Annotated in this window: 11 protein-coding genes; 4 read left to right on the top strand and 7 right to left on the bottom strand. The window is 43.5% G+C overall.

The features are described from left to right. Positions 1-79: 79 nt before the first annotated feature. Complete coding sequence (locus K1M91_RS00555; RefSeq protein ID WP_232799605.1) at positions 80-1798, bottom strand: methyl-accepting chemotaxis protein; 1719 nt, start codon at positions 1796-1798, stop codon at positions 80-82. Positions 1799-2091: 293 nt separating this feature from the next. Here K1M91_RS00555 and K1M91_RS00550 point away from each other — a divergent pair, with 293 nt between their 5' ends. Further along, a complete protein-coding gene (locus K1M91_RS00550; RefSeq protein ID WP_232799604.1) occupies positions 2092-6792 on the top strand; it encodes an MG2 domain-containing protein in 4701 nt (1566 codons plus the stop codon). Between the two features lie 34 nt (positions 6793-6826). Continuing rightward, a complete protein-coding gene (gene pbpC / locus K1M91_RS00545; protein ID WP_232799603.1) occupies positions 6827-9004 on the top strand; it encodes a penicillin-binding protein 1C in 2178 nt (725 codons plus the stop codon). Between the two features lie 127 nt (positions 9005-9131). Here the strand turns inward: pbpC and K1M91_RS00540 are convergent, their stop codons facing one another. Beyond that, the gene (locus K1M91_RS00540; protein WP_232799602.1) at positions 9132-10406 is read right to left on the bottom strand and encodes a CinA family nicotinamide mononucleotide deamidase-related protein; all 1275 of its coding nucleotides are present in this window, start codon (positions 10404-10406) and stop codon (positions 9132-9134) included. A 156-nt stretch (positions 10407-10562) separates the two neighbouring features. Between K1M91_RS00540 and mepA the strand changes: the two genes are divergently transcribed. Both mepA and K1M91_RS00530 read left to right on the top strand, forming a co-directional pair. Then, entirely contained in the window at positions 10563-11450 is an 888-nt protein-coding gene (mepA, locus tag K1M91_RS00535) for a penicillin-insensitive murein endopeptidase (RefSeq protein WP_232799601.1), read from the top strand. A gap of 413 nt (positions 11451-11863) precedes the next feature. Continuing rightward, positions 11864-13111, top strand: a complete 1248-nt coding sequence (locus K1M91_RS00530) for a glycosyl hydrolase family 18 protein (protein WP_232799600.1) — start codon at positions 11864-11866, stop codon at positions 13109-13111. Between the two features lie 145 nt (positions 13112-13256). Here the strand turns inward: K1M91_RS00530 and K1M91_RS00525 are convergent, their stop codons facing one another. The 5 genes from K1M91_RS00525 to K1M91_RS00505 all read right to left on the bottom strand — a co-directional run bounded on the left by K1M91_RS00525 (position 13257) and on the right by K1M91_RS00505 (position 20702). Then, positions 13257-15311: a toxin-antitoxin system YwqK family antitoxin gene (locus K1M91_RS00525; RefSeq protein ID WP_232799599.1), complete on the bottom strand. Its 2055-nt coding sequence runs from the start codon at positions 15309-15311 to the stop codon at positions 13257-13259. A gap of 3 nt (positions 15312-15314) precedes the next feature. Next, a complete protein-coding gene (locus K1M91_RS00520; protein WP_232799598.1) occupies positions 15315-17528 on the bottom strand; it encodes a hypothetical protein in 2214 nt (737 codons plus the stop codon). A gap of 354 nt (positions 17529-17882) precedes the next feature. Then, complete coding sequence (gene purT, locus K1M91_RS00515) at positions 17883-19061, bottom strand: formate-dependent phosphoribosylglycinamide formyltransferase (RefSeq protein ID WP_232799597.1); 1179 nt, start codon at positions 19059-19061, stop codon at positions 17883-17885. Between the two features lie 61 nt (positions 19062-19122). Continuing rightward, positions 19123-19998, bottom strand: coding sequence for a cytidine deaminase (gene cdd, locus K1M91_RS00510; RefSeq protein WP_232799596.1), 876 nt, complete (start codon positions 19996-19998; stop codon positions 19123-19125). Positions 19999-20015: 17 nt separating this feature from the next. Then, on the bottom strand, positions 20016-20702 hold the full coding sequence (locus K1M91_RS00505; RefSeq protein ID WP_232799595.1) for an LrgB family protein: 687 nt from the start codon (positions 20700-20702) through the stop codon (positions 20016-20018). Positions 20703-20705: the final 3 nt, after the last annotated feature.

Below are 20705 nucleotides of genomic sequence, written 5' to 3'. Positions count from 1 at the left end.
AAAGGAGCCAATTGGCTCCTTTATCATTCAACTAATCACTAACTCGCCACCCTTGACCGGATGGCGAGTTTGTTTGGTTTTACACTTTAAATGTTTCGATTTCTTGTTGTAAGTTCTCGGCTAGTTGCGCTAGCTGGTCACTGGCCGCACTGCTTTGCTCTGCACCTGATGCAGTTTGATTGGCTATTTCACTGATGTTAGTGATATTGCGGTTTATTTCTTCGGTGACCGAACTTTGCTGTTCAGCTGCGGTGGCAATTTGTGCGTTCATGGCATTGATTTGATCTACACTGGCGGTAATTTCAACTAGCGCATCACCGGCTTTTTTCGCTTCTAATGCCGTGCTACTGGCATGCTCCGCGCCTCTCTCTAGGCGTTGCGAGGCGTCTTTGCTGCCTTGCTGTAAGGTGAGAATTGTCTCTTGAATTTCTTGGGTTGATTGCTGGGTGCGGCTCGCTAAAGTACGAACTTCATCGGCAACTACTGCAAAGCCTCTGCCTTGTTCGCCTGCGCGCGCGGCTTCAATGGCAGCATTTAATGCCAGTAAGTTGGTTTGCTCTGAAATTCCTTGGATCACATCAACCACACTGCCAATATCTAAGGCATGCTGCGCGAGAGCTTGCATTGAAGTGACAGATTGCTGCATTTCATCAGACAAGTTTTCAATCATGGTGATACTGTCTTTGACTATTTTAAGACCATTTGCGGCCGACAGGTCGGCCTGCTCTGAAGCGGTAGATGCGGATTGAGCACTTTGTGCTACCTCATGAACAGTGGCGGTAAATTGGTGGATTGCAGTGGCGATGAGCTGAGTTTGCATCTGTTGATCTAAAATATTTTGTTTTGTCTGTAAAGAAACGGCGGAGTTTTCTTCAGCTGCTTGAGCCAATAGCTGGGTGGATTGATGAGTGGTTTGTACTAAGTGATGAAAGCTGTCGACTATTTTATTAACGTGAGCAGCTATATGGGCAAATTCATCATTGCCTGAAATATGCACCCGTTGGGTTAAATCTCCTTGGGCAATATCGTTACCGGTATGCTCAAGTTGGTACGAGGCGCGGTTAATTCTGTTAATGATTAGCCAAGACAACCAAGAGAGGATACTGACGCAGATTAAGACCGTTAACAGGGTACTATTGAAGAAACTACTGCTGTTTTGCTCAGCTTGTTGAAAACTCGCTCTAGCTTCATCCATTTGCAGGTTTAAAAAGCCCATTGCCTGTTGCGAGACTTGAGCGAACATAGGGTTAATGACTTGCAGTAAAACAAGATTAGCGTTGGCGAATTGCGCTTCTTTCAACGCAGTTGTCGCTGGGTTAAAGCCTTGCTCAGTGATCTTATCTAGTTGGTTCACTAATTGTTTGATTTGCTCGGTTTCCGCAGGAGATAAACTAGCTGTTAGGATTTCATTGTCAACGATATTGTGCAGTTGCTTTAGTGCATTATTAATGGCATCAAGGTGTTGCTTAAGGTGATGTTGATGAAGTTTGGCAAACTCTGAGGAGGGGTCGTGCTGAAACGATAACAATAGTTCACTACGTGCAGTGCCTAACAGCTGTAAAATTTTCCCTGAGCGTATTGTGTGCTGCATCCCTTGCGTGTAAAGGCTTTCGATAGCAGTCGTTGCGTGTTGCATTCCGGTTATGCCTTGATAAGCAATGAACACTAACGAAAACAAGGTAATTATTACACTGATTTTAAGACGAGCATTAACTGTCTGAAGCCATGGCAAGCCACCCTTGTTGGTTTGTTCACGAGAGTGCAGTGGCTTAATGGTGCCTGTGGGGTAAGGTTGCATCTTCAAGATCCTTAAAATTTCGCATAATGTTCCTTTTATTCTAGGCTTTGCAAAGGTGGTGCAATGGCTGACTATCAATGTAGTTTTGTTTTAATTGATTTATATCAAGAGGTTCGTGCGATGAAGTTTTTTAGTTATTGTTATTTATGCTAATTATTTTTACCTCGTTGCTCAGCTTCGCTATGATGCAAACCTGTTTAGGTTAATTTGATCTAACCCCTTGTCTCGTTTTTTGTGTTAATGAGGCGTGATTGATCCAATATTTTTACTCTACATATTTGTAAGGCGGCTATATGCGTTTCCTTTATCAACTATTTTTAGGCTTCATTTTATGTGTTGTTAGCGTGTTTAGTATTGCGACCGAGGTTGATTACGTCGGGCCTTACACGCACTTAGGTAAACCTGCGATTATCATGGAATTTAATGATGGGGTGGCACCGGATGTAAAAGACATTAAGGTCACTTTAGGCAATTCAGATCAGGTTGTGTCGATTAATTGGTTTTTGAACCAAGCTGAAAACGCTTTCATCACCACGGATGTTGAAATTGGCCAACGCTATAATGTGCAAGTGGCTAATGGTGAGCAAACATTTAATCAACAAGTAGAGATTGCTGAAATTCAGCCTGCAGTGAAACTACTGGGCCGAGGTCCATTTGTGATGGCGTCGGGCTCGCGTACCTTACCGATTTCGGCGGTTAATTTATCCAGTGTATCGGTTGAGATATTGCGCCTTAACAATCAAGCCGACCTATTAAGTCAGTTTTATTATCCCGAGCAAGCGTCCGGTTGGCGCGTTGATCAATTAAGTAAGTATTTTACTACGGTGACCACGCTGCAATTTGACCTGCCAACATCGGCGAAAAATGAAGCCGTACAAGCCAATATTCGAATTCCAGATGAAGTAACTAACGGGTGGTATTTAGTTGCAATAAAGGGCGGCGGCCAGTTTTCAAGTGACAACATGACCGTTGCGCAACTGTTATTAACAGACATAGGGTTACAGGCCAAGGTTTATCCTGAACAGCTAAATGTGAATGCAGTGTGGCTAAAAAATGATGCGCCGTTGCCAAAAGCCAAAGTGTGGGTGCTAACCGAAGGAGGCAAGAAAACGTTACTGGGGCAACTGAATAATGGCGCGGCCAGCTTGGCTTACAAAGCACACACAGGCGACGTGTTATTAGTGGAATCGGAGCAGGGCTTGGCTTACTTGCCGCTGCGAGAAGTGCCGTTAGATCTTTCTGATTTTAGTGTCGATGGTCGAGATTATCAGGCGGTTGAAGCGTTTACTTATTCTAACCGAGACTTGTTTAAGCCGGGTGAATCTTTACCTCTTAATATTGTATTGCGTGATGCTGACGGCGCGGCGATTAAACAAAACAGTGTTTATGTTGAGCTGGTAAAACCCGATGGCAAAGTGGTCATTGGCCAGCAGCTAACAGAGCAAGGCCGAGGCTTTTTTCAGCAGTGGTTTGATATACCAAAAGATGCGCCGTTGGGCCGCTGGTCATTGATGGTAAAAGCAAATAAAGCTGCCAGTAAAGCCTTGTCGGTGTTTTCGTTCAATGTGAGTGAATTTGTGCCTGAGCGCATGGACTTAACCTTTGCCTTAGCGGGTCAGGGCAGCGCTAAAAAACCTTTGTTAATTGGCCAAGAGCGTGTAGATGTGACCGCCAATGGCCGCTATTTATTTGGCGCGCCAGCGGCGGGCAATGAGCTAAAGCTAAACGTTACTTATCAAAGTGTGAATGAGCTGGTGGGGCCTTATCAAGACTATTTTGTCGGTACGCCTTTTTATGTTGATAGCTATCGTGATTTACCGGAGTTACCGGCGTTAAAACTGGATCAACAAGGTGACGTGGCTTTTTCATTACCTTTGATAGATCAACAGAAATTAAAAGGGCCCGCTGTCGCCAATATCAGTTTTGAGCTACTTGAAACAGGTGGCGCAGCAGTGACGCGTCAGCAGCAAGCCTTGTTATGGCGCAATCTTGCCATTCCGGGGATCCGAGCTGAGTTTGACGAGGCCCAATCATTTAGCCATTTAGACTTTAAGGTGATAAACCTCAGCAGCGACGGCACTGAGCCAATGGCAGGTAAGTTGGAGTATAAGCTAGAGCGCAATCGTGGTGGCTACTATTGGACCTATAGCGACGCTTATGGTTGGGATTTAGTGCGTGATAATGAGTGGCGCCCAGTATTAAGTGAAGTGATTAACGTCAACCAAGGCGAGGCTGCTGACATTAATGTTGCTGTAGAGTGGGGCGATTATCGTGTGCGTTTACGCAACAGTGATGGCGTTGAAACGCTGTACACTTTTTATGCTGGCTGGCAAGAAGGTGGACAACAAAAACCTGCTAAGCCCGATCATCTAGGCTTAACCTTAGATAAACCTCACTACAAAAATGGTGAGCAAGTTAGCGTTACCCTTAACAGTGATTTTGATGGCGAAGTTCAGCTGGCGTTAGAAGCTGGTAAAATCCTTTGGCAACAGAATGTTAAGGTTGTTAATGGTCAGGGCAGCGCCGCGGTGACAATACCTGCAGATCTAAAACGTCACGATATATATTTAACGGCTACCCAAGTGATCACGACTGAGCATATGCCAAGACGTTTGTTTAGCATCAAACCTGTGTTACTTGATCGCCAGCAGCGAATAGTGAAGGTGGCCATCGAGCATCAACAAGCGCTGCGTCCTCTTGAGGAAGCGACTTTTACCATTACTGCTGCGGAGCTTGCCGGTGAACAAGCTTGGTTAACGTTATCTTTAATGGATAAAGGCATTACTAATTTATCGCGCTATCAGGTGCCATCTATTAGTGATTGGTTTTTTTCACAACGCCGTTATGGTGCTGATGTAGTGGATTTATATTCGCGTCAATATCAGCAGCGACCTGATTCCTTTTTACGCCACCGTTATGGCGGCGACATGTCCGCTAATGATCATTTAGGTGATTTGGTTGAGGCTAAAACCATCACTATTATGTCTAAGTTGGTGTCGCTTGATGCCAACGGCCAAGCTGCGGTATCGCTTGAGCTACCTGACTATAACGGTGAAGCGCAAGTGGTCGCGACCGTATTTAGCGCTAAGCAAGTAGGCCAACAAGTTGAGGATGTTGCCATTGCTGCGCCGCTGGTTGCCGAGCTGTCGGTGCCTCGATTCATCGCGCCTGGTGACAAAACGCAAACGCTATTAGAAGTATTTAATCAATCGGGTGAGGTGGCAATCATTAACGCGCAAGTCAGTGCTGATGAAGCCCTCAGCCTTGAAGGTAATACGCAGCTTGAAGTGACCTTACAAGACGGCGAGCGGGCAAGTTTACCCGTTAGTTTGTCGGCCAATAAGGGTTTTAGCAAAGGCCAGTTAACCTTAACCTTGGCCAGTGATGTTTACTCACAAACACGTAGTTGGCAGGTGCCAGTGCGCAGCCCTGAGCCAATTTTATCTTATGTGGTACATCGCACTTTAGCCGCAGGCGAAAGTGTTTGGCTTAATGAAAACGCTAACTGGCCAAATATGACTCCTGTAAAAGGGAAGGCTGGCTGGTTAAGTTATTCGTCAACAGCGATGCTTAATATTGGCCAATACGCGCAACATTTATTTGCTTACCCTTATGGTTGCGCCGAACAAACAACCAGTAAGGCATTGCCTTGGTTGTATCAAGATTCGTCGCTTGACCCATTGAAAGCACCGATACTAGAAAATAAAACCGAGCGACAACTATTAAGCCAAGCGGTACAGCGTTTATCGGGGATGCAAAAAGCCAACGGCAGTTTTGCTATGTGGAGTAAACATGGAGATACCCGCTATTGGATCAGCGCTTATGTGAGTGACTTTTTAGCGCGGGTTAATCAATACGATGAAGCCTTGGTGCCTGATGATATGTTTAATGCCAGTCAGCGCTATTTAGGTCAGTTGTTACAACAGAAATCATCGGCGGCTTTTTACAGTGCGTGGATTTTAGCGCGAGAGGGGCAAGTGACAGTGTCTGACTTATGGCAGCTAGAGCAAGTGTCGTTTAGCTCAGCCCTTGATTCTGCTCATCTTGGCGCGGCATTTATGCTAGCTGGTGATGCGGCCAAAGGTCAGCAGTATTTACTTAATGCCAATATCCAGACCCGCCAGTCAACGCGCTGGCAAGATTATGATTATGGCTCGGCAATCCGTGATAATGCGCGCATTATTTCGTTGTTGGCCCAGCTTGAACAACGAGTAAAACTGAGCCAATCGCTGGTCACCTTGCGTAATCAATTAGTTGAAAAAGTGGTGCAGTTGGCCAGTAAAGATCGTTATCTCAGCACGCAAGAAAACAATGCCTTAGTGGAAGCCGGCATTAGCTTAAAACAGTTAAATCAACAGCCGGTCAGCTTGATTTTGGACGGTGTTGAACAAACTGCACAAGGGCAAGGCAGCGCCCCTATGTGGCCTGAATTGGTGTTAGAAAATAAATCCGCCAACCCGGTTTATGTGATTGCGTCGGCGCAAGGTCATGCCAACGCCAATACACCGCCAAGGTCTACCATAGATGTTGAACACGTAAACCGAACTTTTTACCAAAGCAATGGCCAGTCAATTAACACGCAATCGATGGATGGTGACAGCACGAAACAAGTAGCAACAGTGGCAGTAGGGGATAAGCTTATTGTGGTGCTAACAGTCAAACTAAAAGAGTACTTAAAAAATGGCTTATTGGTAGAGCAAGTACCAACAGGGTTTGTATTAGAAGACCCTGCGTTTACTAATAGTGATGCCTTGATTGCTTCGGTGTTAGAAAAAACCGATAACGCCGCCGCTGAGCGCATTGAGTATCGTAACGATCGCTGGGTGGTTGCGCTGCCAAGTGCTGGCGAATATAAAGAGCTAACGTTGGCTTATGTATTACGCGCGCAAAGTCAAGGTCAGGCAAAAATGCCGGCGCTCTACATTGAAGATATGTACCAGCCAGCGCGCTTTATTTATCAAACTGGCCCTGTGGCTCAGCTTAATATTCAGTAATACGGCTAAGGCTATATATAAAGCAATGGCGACAGTGGCGATAAAATTAAAAAGTGTGCTGTGGCGGTTTATTCGCTTTGGCACGCTATTATGCGTATCGCTATTTGCTTTTTTTTATCTACTTAATATATTGTTTCCATTCGATTATTCAGTAAAAGGGCAGGTTTCTACCACTATTTATACCGAGCAAGGTCAGATTTTACGCCAGTTTTCTAATGAACAAGGTATTTATCGCATTGCTGTAGACAGTGATGACGTTAGCCCATTTTATCTGAAGGCGTTAATGGCCTATGAAGACCGTTATTTCTATCAACACTTTGGCGTTAATCCGCTGTCGTTAGTGCGGGCCTTATATCAACATTGGCACTATGGCAGGGTGATTTCAGGTGGTTCAACGTTGACCATGCAAGTGGCCAGAATGTTTTACCCCCATTCCCGTACCTATTTGGGTAAATTAACTCAGTTATTTCGTGCTCTGCAGTTGGAATGGCATCTAGATAAAGATCAAATTCTTAATTTATATCTGACATTCACGCCGATGGGCGGCAACATTGAAGGAGTACAAGCCGCTAGCTTGCGTTATTTTGGTAAAACAGCCGATCAGCTTAATTTAACCGAAGCGGCTTTGTTGGTGGTGGTGCCGCAGCGACCCAGTTTGTATCGACCTGATCGTCATCCCAAGCGCGCATTAAAAGCGCGTAACAAGGTGATTGAGCGTTTATTAACATTTGAGGTGATCACTCAATACCAGCAAAAAATGATGCGCCAAGAGCCCATTAAAGCGGGACGCACAAGTTTGCCACAATCCACGCCATTACTCGCAAGAGAGTTACGTCAACAAGCGCCGGTTGATGCCAATATCAAAACCTATATTAATCAGACTTTACAAGCCGATGTTGATGCTGTGGTGGCAAGGCGTTTAAGCCGTTTGTCCAACCAGCTTTCAGTCGCGGTGATGGTAATGGATAATCGTCAAGGCCATGTTATTGCTTATAAAGGTTCGGCTGATTTTTACAATGCGCAGCGTTTTGGCCATGTTGATATGACCAAAGCTGTGCGCTCACCGGGCTCAACCCTAAAGCCTTTCATTTATGCCATGGCGCTCGATCGCGGGCTAGTACATTCTGCCAGTTTATTAACCGATGTGCCGCGTAGCTTTGGCGATTATAGCCCAACTAATTTTAGCCAAGCTTTTGCTGGGCCAATGCGCTTAGACATGGCGCTGCGCACTTCCAAAAATGTTCCCGCAGTTCAAGTGATGGAAGCGATTACGCCAGAATATTTTGCCGAGCAGTTCGCTAAACAAGGAATAGATCTGCGGGTTGCAAAACCGAACTTAGCCATTGCATTAGGCGGTAATGGCATTACCTTGCGTGAGTTAATTAGCCTGTATTCTGCTTTGGCACGTCAGGGCGAGATAGTGAAACCGGTTTTTCGGCAAAGCCAAGCATTAGCCAAAACAGAAAGTGTTGAGCCTTTAATGTCTGCAGAGGCGGCGTGGATCATCGCGAATACCTTGAGCAAAATTCCACCGCCCGATCGCGCCAAAGCAGCTTATGGCCGTCGCATTAGTTGGAAAACGGGCACCAGCTATGGTTTTCGTGATGCATGGGCCATTGGCGTAAGCGGCGATTATACCGTAGGGGTGTGGATTGGCCGCCCTGATGGCGCGCCGCATGTCGGTCAAACTGGGGCAAATCAAGCTGGCCCAATATTGTTTGACACATTTGATTTACTGCCGGCAGACAAACTCAGGCTGACGAGACCACCCAGTGTAGTGAAGCAACAAATTTGTTGGCCATCTGGCCTTAATACAGCTTTAGTGCGAGATGAAAACTGTTTAACCAAACACAGTGCTTGGACCATCAATGGTTTAACTCCCGCAACCTTAAAACAGCGGGGCACAGCACAAGGTTTACATCAATGGCCCTTGGCGATGCAAGTCTGGCAACAGACGGCCTCATTTACATCCGCTAGTGTCAGTCAACGCAGCAAAGTAAAAATCGTTTTCCCGCGGGATAAGACCAGTATATTTTCTTATGCCAAGCAACGTTTATTACTTAAGAGTAATGTTGAGCAAGCGAAATGGTATTTAAACGATAAATATATTGAAGGTGTTGTCCTTGAACTTGACGACATTAGGCGAGGAGATCACAAGCTTACCGCTTGCGATCAGGCTGACTGTGACTCGGTGTCGATAGCGATTTATTAAAAAAAATGCTGCAAGACTGACGACTAAAGTCACGGTTCAAAACCAGCGCCTGTAAACACTTGCTGAAATCAAGCGTCTCTAAGGTTGATGGGTTCTCTAACACTGCTACCAAGCGCGCCAATTCGCTCTAATTTGCTTGCCACTTAGGGGCAAAATCATAATGACCACAAACAGGTAAGTCTTGCAGGTGACGGCGCAGCATATCAAGCGCAATGGCACTGGCAATTTTGCGTGTCATGGTGCGGCTTTTACCTGGTAGTACTAACATTTGGCTATAGGTTTCAGTTGGTGTAGCAAGTGCAAAGGCAACGGTGCCAACGGGTTTAAATTCACTGCCTCCACCTGGGCCTGCAATGCCTGTTACCGACAAAGCATAGTCACTATTGGCAGAGCGCTGTGCACCTTTAGCCATTTCAATTGCTGTGGCTTCACTTACCGCGCCGTGGTTGGATAGCGTTTCAGCGCTCACTTGCACTAAATCTTGTTTGGCTTGGTTTGAGTAGGTGACCATGGCGCGATCGAGATAGGCAGAGCTGCCCGCGATGGCCACTAAATTTGACGCTATCATGCCGCCAGTACAAGACTCTGCTAATGCTAATGTGGCTTGTTTGGCCAGCATTAAGTGTTGGATCTTTTCTGCACTTGTGTCGCTTTCGTCACTGGTAAATACCACGTAATCGGCCAGTTTAAGCTCGATTTGTTGGGCTACCTGTTTGATGGCGTTAGCATCTGAGCTTATTAATTTCACTTCAATTTCAGGTGAAGCAGTGCGATAGCCTAAATGCAATTGCTCTGGAATAACGATATCTTGGATCAAATCGTCAATGGCCGACTCACCGAGACCGAAGGTGGTGATCTTGTATTGCATCAGCTTATTATTCAGTGCAAAACGTGTCGCAATATCAGGCCAAATTTGAGAGCTAAACATAAGCTTAAATTCGTGCGGCACACCTGGAGTGAAATAAAATCGCGCTTGATTAAATGTAAAGCTAAAGCCACATGCAGTGCCGTTGGCATTGTCTATTACTTCACTACTCTGAGGTAACATGGCTTGTTTAATATTGGCTTTGGCCATGACTCGGCCACGCTCAGCGAATTTTTGCTCCATGGTTTTTAGCCACGAGTGATTTAAAACCAGCGGGACTTGCATTGCCAGCGCAGCGGCTTGCGCAGATAAATCATCGCTGGTTGGGCCGAGACCGCCGTTAACTAAAACAACGTCACTGCGCTGTGATGTTTCAATAAATAAGGCGACTAAATCGTTTAAGTTATCAGCAACCGTATGCAGTCTTTGTGGCTGTAAACCTTGACTAAATAACTGCTGGCAAAGCCAGTTTGCATTAGTGTCTAAGATTTGCCCTGTGATTAATTCATCGCCAGTGCTAATAATTTCAATCTTCATGCCGTCATCTCAAATTAATTTTGTTAAATATGCTTTTAGATTGAATAAATTACCGTTTGATAGCAAGTATTAATACAGTTAAGGTTAATTGATTGCTAAACTTATTATCAACTTTGCTCCTCGCATTATTTGTAACCGCATTCATAAGGACGTTGTATGAAATTTTTCGGCGCAATCATCAGTTTAATGTTCAGTACAGCGGCGATAGCCGCTAACCCATGGGAAAAATTTACAGAGCCTGCTACTGGCCCAGCAAGTTCAATTGGTAGCTATGCTAATGGTTGTTTAGTAGGAGGAGAGGCGTTGCCATTAGAAGGGGATGGTTACCAAGTTATCCGCACCTCACGTGAGCGTTATTATGCTAACCCCGTCATGGTGGATTATTTAGTTGAATTAGCAAAGGAAAATAAGCGCTTGGGCCATGGTGATTTGTTAATTGGCGATATGTCAATGGCACGAGGCGGGCGCTTTACTTCTGGTCACGCTAGCCATCAAACGGGATTAGATGCGGATATTTGGTTACGCATTGGTGATAAACAATACAGTCGTAAAGCGCGTGAAAAGCTCTCTCCTTATAACGTTGTTGACATGAAAAATTATAAAATAAAAGCGCAAAAATGGACTGACGAGCATGCCAAAATGGTTGAACTGGCCGCCACTGACAAGCGTGTTGCTCGCATCTTTGTGCATCCCGTGATCAAAGAAACATTATGTAAAGCTGAGTGGCCAAATGGCCGTGATTGGTTACGTAAAGTAAGGCCTTGGTTTGGTCATAACTACCACATGCACGTAAGGTTAAATTGTCCGAAAGGTGATGATTCTTGTACTGCGCAATTACCACCGCCGCCAGGAGATGGCTGTGGCAAAGAGCTGTACTCATGGTGGCCAAAACCAAAAACTGAACAAGAAAAAGCTAAAGAGCAAGAGCAGTTGTTGTTAGCCAAAAGTACAACTAAAACTAAACCGAAAAAACCAGTTTACAAGGATAATCTAAAGCTGAAACCGCTGCGTTGCCAAGATTTGATTAATGGTACGTTGAAATAATTCAATTTAGCTAACAGAGTATGCGTGAAGCTAATGACCCGCTTCACGCATTAATGTTTATTTAACAGTATGTTAAATAAACATTAAATAAATAGCGGTGATGGTTAATATAACAACGGCCACGAAAAACTGTGTTTGTAATTTAGCCATGATTTTCATCCTTGATAAATTTAGCTGTTTAGTAACAGCAGTGTTTATTTCATATTAAAAGCACCTGACTTTGCCATTTATTAATCTAGATCATGATTTAATGGTTAAGAAAAAGTTTGTTGTATAAGTTTTAATCAGCTCACCTTTTTTAATCGCTCTTTGCAGACATGATTAAGCAAGGTAAAGATAAAGGTTGTGATCTGATAACTTGTCTTTTTACTCGCTCTGAGTAAGATTATTTTTTTGAGTATTATCGGGGCCTTATGGCTATTCAAATTACGTACTTTCCCATGTGGCAAACTCAGCTCAATTGGCATAAACCTGCTCATAGTAAACTTGCCAACGTGCCTGATTATATTAGCCACATTATTCTGTCTTTTGTTTCGCCTCAGTTACAATTTAATGGTGATTTAAACGCGCCAATAAGCGACATATTTTTTGAAGGTGAAGCTGCCAACATCAGCGCAGGTGAAACCTTAAAGCAACTAAAAGCCTGTATTGAGCAAACTCATGGTCAAAAGGTCATGGTTTCTGTTGGCGGTGAAATAGGCGGCGAATTTGATGATGCGCAATATGACAATATTGCCTTACTGGTAGCCAGTTTAGGGCTTGATGGTATCGATTTAGATTATGAACCAGCGGGTTTAATGACCGCGACGCCTGCGCAAGTGCAACGCTATCAAGATATTATTATTGGTTTTCGCACTGCTCTAGACAAACAAACAGCTGTCACCAAGCAAAGCTATATTTTAAGCTGCGCGCCAACGGGAGTGGGGCTGTTAGGCGGCCATGATGTATATCAACATCTTGGTATTAGTGAGCCGAGTTTATTGCGTTTTGACGCCTCGCATTTTCCGCTACTGAGTGAGAATTTCGCCACTGTAATTAGCAATTTAGGTCACTTGATTGACACCAATGAGCAAGGGCAAGAGCTTGCTTTGGGCGAGTTAGGCCAAGCTTCGACATACCGTCAAGCAGGGCACTGCCATGTTGGCACGGTGGCCTGTGCTTATGATTTTCCATCGACAGGCAAAATGGCAGAGGTGTTTTTAGCAAAAAATGCAGATCAAGGTTCGTCGCAGCGCTACCCACTGATAGGTCATATGTTGGATTTGGTGATTTTTCAGGCTTATAACATGGGCACTGCTAATGTGTTAGCTCGCGTACTCTGTTACGAGGCACATCGCAGTGTGTCGGAATATTTGGCTAGCTTTCAACAACCGGGTTTTGCCATTGCCCATGGCTGTCATGTTGGTAAAGAGGCTTGGCCGCAATTTGCTTACACGCCAAAGCGTTTAGGCTATTTATACGGCTACATTGCTCAGTTTGGCCGACCTCAAGACGGCGCTAGCTTTTGGAGTTACTCCAGCCCTTGCCAAGACGACTCTAGCTTTGTACCTGAGTATGAGGATTTGAGAGAACGTCATTTTAGTCAAACCAGTGATGTATTTTTACACACCGCCAAAGCGCTGGGAATGATGGATAACGTAATAACGGCCGAAGCAACATGAATAGGTTTTTATCTCACTAAATTGAAATGTAACCTGTTGTTTTTTATATTTATTTTCTCGTTTATTCCCCCTAACTGTTATGCTAGTTATGGGGGGAAGTATATTTACAAAAATTGGCTTGTATTAAGATTCGGCAGTAAATTTTTTAAATTTTATAGTTATCTTTATACAGAGTTCGGCTAGCCTCTTCCCCATCCCTAAAGCGGATTTCATAACCGTTGGCCTTGTTATTTTTATATTGGGTTGTGTATGCAAGTGAGCCGTTAGGGTTAAAATCATATACAAGACCATGTATTTGACCTTCTCGATTATAAGGTACGATAGCTAGCACATAGCCTTTATCAGAATAGAGTCGCCACTCATTAATTGGGCTCCCCTCATTATTGTACGTCCCCTTCCATATTTGTTTAGTACCGTAATTGTACTTAGTTTCTACCCAGGGGCCGACCTTTACCCCGTTTATGTATCGCCCTTGGTTTGCGACTTTGCCAGCTTCATCGCGCTCAAGTAGTTGACCATGATATTCGCCTGCCGCATAGTTTAACTTTGTTATTAGCTTTCCATTGCTATCGGTTACTGTTTTCGAGCCATGGAGTTGACCGTGTTGGTTATAATGGGTGATTGTGATGTTTCCATCTCTGTCTTGTGATATCCATTTACCGACCTTTTCATCTTCTTTAAATGCACCTTGTTCTGTAATTACCCCCTTATTTGTAGTGGTAATGTAGCGGCCGTGACGTTTACCAGCACGATAATAACTGGTGGTTGTATCGTTGTAGTAGCCTTGGTTGATTTGTTGTCCCGAAAGTTGATTATTTAAGTATTCTTGGCGATAAGTTAATTTGCCTTTGGTCGAGTATGAACGATCTAAAGACCAGCTTCCGTCAAGCGCTTTTTCATACTGACTTACCATTTTTCCGTCGTCGTATTTGACTTCCTTAATTAATCGGCCATGGTGCTTGCTTTTGCTATGGCTAAATTGATAGATTTTTTCGCCGTTTTCGAGGTAGCGGATTTCACTTTTTTTCTGCTGCTTTTTATCGTATTGGACTAATGAGTTAGTGTTACCATTTTGATAGTAGGTCTTTCGGCTGCTTTTTTTGTCCGGTGTTAGGTAGGTTATTTCTTCTCTTAATTCACCACTGTTGAAGAAAAATTTACTGGTACCAATGGGCTTACCTTGCTCAAATTGAGCTGATCTAATCAGTATGCCATTTTCATTATATTCTTTAGTCCAACCGTTTCGTTTATCATCTAGCATGTCGGTTGTTGATTTAAGTTGGCCATTTTCAAACCAAGCCTTTTCTATCCCCGTTTGTTTGCCATGCTGATACATACTTTCAGTGCTCAGCTGTTTACTATTATTAAAGAACCTTTGGCTTAAACCATGGCGTTTATCATCTTTATATTGCGTCTTCTCCCAAATTGACCCGTCAGCATTCCATTGAGTAAACAAGTTGTTCTTTTTATCAGCCACATAGAATGCTTCTGAACGTGGTTGTCCTGATTCATAAAATTTACGGGATACACCTTCAATCCCAGTATCGGTGTGGATATGAGTAGATTCTAGCTGGCCAGATTCGAAGTAAGTTTTATGCTCACCTATCAACGCATGATTCGAGTATTGACGCGTTTCATGAAGGGCACCTGAACGATAATAATATTTACTTTCACCATGAGCCTTACCGGCTTGGTAAGGAACACTGCTTTTTAATTGTTCCGATTCTTCATAATACTCTTTAAACATGCCCTCTAATCCATTTGGGCCATGAGTATGACTAGACTTCAATTGACCAGATTCATAATAGTAGTTGTGCTCTCCGATTGGCTTATCGTTTTTATATTGTTTGGTTTCTGCTAGCCCCCCAGAGAGATAGTATTTTTTATATTCACCATGTAGCTTGCCATCTTCAAAGGTTGCACTATCTTTTAATTCGCCATTGCTGAAATAGGTACTTTTTTGGATCCAATTTCCTGTTTCTAGATTCGGAGCGTCTAACGTGCCAGTCAATAATAGGCTGTTATCATGTGCATTAAAAACACTAACCTTCCAGCCTTGCCATGATTTTTTCGGCGCTTCTTTTAGATAGTATTCGGCTACGTCTTGCGTGTTAGTGATGGCAAAACGATGATCTAACCAAATATTTTCAGCCCATGCCTGTAATGGCAGCAAGATGGCCAATATGAATAATAGACGCATTAGTTATTCTCCTTGTGGCAGTTGAGCAAATTGGCTAGTGAAGGTTTTTTGGTATGGTTTTTTTACTTTTATCATTCGTTGAACTTTCACGGCATGACCTTTTAGTTTCAGTTGCTTTTCTGGAAACACAAAACTAGCTAACGTTGCTGTTTCTATATCGACCTTACTATCAAGAGAATTTGTTGCTAGCTGAAGTGCATGGCCTTCGGCATTGATAAATCGGTATTGTGCTAGGAATTGTTTAAGCGGTGTTTTAAGGCTGATCCCAGGGGCAAGTTGATCCAACTTTATAAGCCATGGCATATCTTTATTTAAAACATCGACACTTTGCCATTGAGGTGTGTAACGACAATTTAGTTGGCTTACCACCGTTTTCCCGTAAAAATACTGCTGTTCGTTGTCTGCAGTAGTGAGCTGCCAAGTAGAATATTTACTTAGTTTGTTCTGAAAATTATCGGGGTCTTCATGTTTTTTCCAAACCAGTTTCTGTTTGTTTATTTTTGGTGATTTGACCACTTTGATGGTGCAGGCTTGCTCTTGATCGAACATCATGGTTAGACTGAGACGTTGATTTTCAATTCCGACTGGTTTTATTTCAGAACGTTTTATAGATGGGTTTTCTGTTTGCATTATGCTGCCTTCCTCTTTGAATAAATTAAGGCTTTCAAACGGAGGAAGTTGTGGGTTTAGTAGGTACTCTGATGGACTGATGAAGGTAATATCTTGTCTTGAAGGGTTATTTTCATCATAAATAATGGCAAATAAGGTGATGGCTTCAGGTGCTTGGCTAAACGTTAAACGTTTTTCGTTGTTGATTATGTTACTTTCAGCAAAAGATAGTTTGCGCAGTTGATCTGATTCGAGCCAGTCAGGTAAGTTGCCAACAGGTGAGATCTCAACCTTTGCACCTTCCGCCCCTTTAATGATGTGCGTTAGCCAGACGTGGTTTGAGCTCGATGGTGTTATAGTGACCATTTTACCATCGTCACTGCTCACTACTGATAGCTCTAAATCATGCACACGATAACTACTACGACTTCCAGCAGCCAGTGGAATTTGAATAGGTTGAACTGTGGTAGTAGGTACAACTATTTGAGCGCTTAACGAAGTAATTGAGGCTAACTTTTCTGCGCTATTGTCCCACCCAAGAGGGGATACTTCCTTGGCCACTCGGATATATCCATCAGAAGGAACTAATCTTTCGCTAGCAATCTTAATAAAGTCTTGCTTGATTGGACCTTTTAGATCACTTGCTGAGATGTTCTCAAGGTGAAATGTGTCAGGAATGTCACGTTCTAATTGAGTCGGTAAATAAAGTGATACCGTGTCTCGTTGCGTATTAAACACACCTATGATCTTCTCTTTTTTTGGGTAGTCCTGTTTACTCGCGGTTAGCCAGTCTTCCATTTCAGGGGTAAAGTGATTAACAAAATCATAAGGCATAGGAAACGATGGGAATGAGAAATCGGTTAGCATTTGTGGTAATTGAGTATCACCAGGTACGATAATCATACTGGTACGAACAGTGCCTTTATAATCATTTTTTTCAAATGGTAGCTCTCCAATCAGTACCATTCTTTCAACCCAACCGGATGTTTTATTGATCACCGCTTTAGCATAAATTTTTTCATCTAATTGCTCGCTTTCTATACGAACGATAAGGGTGCTTTCTAGTACTTTCTCAACCGTCAAGGTTGCCGATTTATTGCCATGAAAATTTTTTATCAGCACTTTTTTGTTAGGCTGTAGAGGAATGGCTTGGTAGAAATTAGGCTGGCTAATAAACTGTTTTAATTGTTCAATAACGTCATTATCTTGGCTCAGTTTCTGCCAAACGTCTTGGTTATAAGCATGGAAATTTAATAATTCGCCAGTACTGGTTTCTAACTCAAAACGAAACCCTTGTTCCATTAATTTAGGTAATGGGTTTAATGAGTGGTAGGGATTCGTGCTTGAAAATTGCTGTGATCCCATATTCATATTTAAGTAATCAATTTTTACATCTATGTCGGTACGTTCAGTGACTGCTGTTACATGGTAGTTAATGAGTAAATCGGAGTACTGGCTGATGTTCTGGTCATTGACTTCAATTTCGGTGTCGATAAAAACGCGATTAGCAACTTTTTCACCTAACTTAGGCTTGAAAGTTAGTTGATTGCTTGTTGACGCGCAGCCTACAAGAGATAGCACGAGTATACAGGGGAGTAATTTATTCATATATTTTATAAGGATATGTTGGTTTTGGCGCGTAGTTATAATGCCTTCGCAACTCTAAGTCAAACCAATATCAATTAAAGATCAACCTGATTCTTAAAGGAGTCAAAAAAGTTTTTAAGTTAAAAGTATTAGATGAAGAGGTGCTTAAATACAGTAGAAAAATGTCAGGATGAGAAGTTATTTAACCTGAAGTGTGGATTAGAGAAATTTGCTCAAAGCGAATCAAAATTAAATTTAACTCATGAATTATATTATTTGTTTGTAAGAGATTGAGGGCTTGCTAGAGAAACGAACCGTTCTATCACCGATCAATAATAGTTGTGATCAGGTGATAGAAGTAAAATTGGAGATAGATTAGTAATCTATTTTAACTTTGTTAGATACCGACTTAGCCATAGCTATGGCAACTTCAACGTTCGAGCCGCGACACAACGCCACACCCAAACGACGACTACCTGCTATTTCTGGTTTACCAAATAAGCGTATTTGAGCGCCTTTCACTTGCGCTAACGCTTCCGATATATTGTTAAAGCGAATGTTATGGGAATAACCTTCTCCTAGGATCACACTTGACGCCGCTGGGCCATATTGTGTGATTTCACCAATAGGTAAACCTAGAATAGCGCGCACGTGCAAGGCAAATTCTGACAAATCTTGTGAAATCATGGTTACCATGCCGGTATCATGAGGGCGTGGTGACACTTCACTGAAGTAAACGTCTTCGCCTTTAATAAACAGCTCTACGCCGAAAAGTCCGTAGCCACCTAAGTTTTCGACTACTTTTGCTGCCATGTCTTGGGCCTTTTCGAGTACGCTGTCAGCCATAACTTGTGGTTGCCATGACTCACGGTAATCACCATCTTCTTGACGATGGCCGATGGGGGCACAAAAGTGAATGCCATCTACCGCCCGAACAGTCAGTAGGGTGATTTCATAATCAAAGGGCACAAAGCCTTCAACGATGACTTTACCTTTTCCGGCACGACCGCCTTCTTGAGCGTACGTCCAGGCGATATCGATATCAAAGTCTTCACGGATAACGCTTTGGCCTTTGCCTGAGCTGCTCATCACAGGCTTAACCACACATGGCAAGCCTATCTCTTCGACAGCGCGGTCAAAGTCTTCTTTATTGTCTACGAACTGGTATGGAGAGGTTAGGATTGCTAAGTCTTCTGCAGCTAAGCGGCGAATACCTTCACGATCCATGGTCAAAGACGTGGCGCGTGCAGTAGGCACAACGTTAAATCCCTTTTCTTCAAGTTCGATTAATTTGTTGGTTGCGATGGCTTCAATTTCAGGAATAATGAAATCAGGCTTTTCTTGCTCGATAATGGCTTCGATAGTACTGCCATCTAGCATGTCTACAGTATATGAACGGTGTGCAATTTGCATTGCTGGTGCGTTCTCATATCGGTCTAAGGCTATGACTTCAATGCCAAAACGTTGAAGTTCAATGGCGACTTCTTTGCCAAGCTCGCCCGATCCTAATAATAATGCGCGTGTGGCATGGGTACTGTGTGCTGTCCCTATCATTTGTATTATCCCTTGTGAAAAGTGCGTATATTTTATCTGGATTAATCCGGTAATTATAGCGTTAAGTGAGTTTTACTAAGTCTAAATTGAGGGAATTGAGCTGTTTCAGTAAGCTTAGATAATGTTCGGCCATATTAATCTTTTGCTCAGTTTTATGGGCTAAAATACTGCGTTTAATATCAATAATGTCATAACCCGAAAAGCGTAGCTGAGAAAGCGCAGATTGCAGTGCAGGTAAGCTGGGGTTGTAGGCAACATTTTCTGCGTATCGACCAACAAATAGCCGCTCATCAGATGTGATCAATCCAATGGCATGATAGTAACCCGTGTAAGGCGCATAACTTGCATTGGCGTGTTTCACTATTTCGTCGATCAAAGGGCTTTGGATCGCTCCAGTAAAAGTTTGCAGTGGCTGCTCAAATAGAGCAAATTTATTGCCTAAATCATCAGGGCCAAAGCTATCGGGCAGTAGTTTGGTAAAGGCAATTTGGTCTTTACCCAATACATAAACTTGTAATTGATGAGGCTGGGCTATCTCGCGAATAAATTGGCGACAGTGGCCACATGGACTGGCGTTAACAAACAACTGGCTAATGCCCGTTTCACCATGCAACCAAGCATTGTTGATAGCCGATTGTTCACCATGCACACTTTGACTTAAGGCTTGGCCGGCAAACTCCATATTTGCGCCTATGTATGCGGCGCCGCTATGGCCTATCACCAATGCGCCAACGTTAAAATTTGACACTGGGGTGATAGCAAATTTTGCGGCAAAGTTTAACCATTGCGGCAAAGCTTCAGGCTGGGTTTGTATTGGGGCAATTACGCTGGCAGGGATTTGACCACTAAAACTTTGATTACCAAGTGCATTCGTTAGCGCCTGTGCGTCGTTTGGCGAAAGGGTGGCTAAAGCTTGGTTGAAACGACTATTGTTCATTGCTACCTCGAGGGTTGTTAAGGTAAAAATAGCATATAAAACGCAAAAATGAGTGGCGCAAGAAATGCCATGAGTACAGCACATAATATTAGGGCAAGAGAGGAGTAAGCGCCGTGTTGTTCGCTATGCTCTATCGCGCGAGCTGTACCTAGAGCATGGGCAGCGGCGCCCATGGCTAGCCCTTGTGATGCTTCATCTTTTACGCCTATTCCCTTTAAAAATGGCAAACCTAAAGCGGCGCCGACGATGCCAACAATAATCACCACTGCGGCGGTTAGTGCAGGTAGCCCCCCTAGCGATTGCGTGATGCCCATGGCTACGGGAGTGGTTACAGATTGCGGTGCTAGTGATGCCATTACGCTATGATCAGCTCCTAATAACCAAGCCAAGGGGATCACGATCAGTAATGATGACGCAACACCAACTGTACAGGTAAAGAGTATTGGTTTTAACTGCTTGCGGATTTGCTGTGCTTGCTGATAAAGGGGTAAAGCAAGGGCCACCACTGCCGGCTCTAGCAACCAAGAAAGGGGAGCGCTTCCTGTTGCATAATCGGCATAAGGTATATCAAAGGTAATAAGTAGCGTAATTAAGCTAAGCAGCGACAACAACACTGGGTTAAACAATGGCAAGGGGTAATGTTGATAGAGTTTTCGAAAGCTGAAAAAACACAGCAAGGTTAGGGGCAATGCCAACCAAAACATATA

Source organism: Motilimonas sp. E26, from assembly GCF_021278025.1.
GTDB lineage: Bacteria > Pseudomonadota > Gammaproteobacteria > Enterobacterales > CBDFNC01 > Motilimonas.
This window is presented reverse-complemented; position numbering and strand designations above follow the sequence as displayed.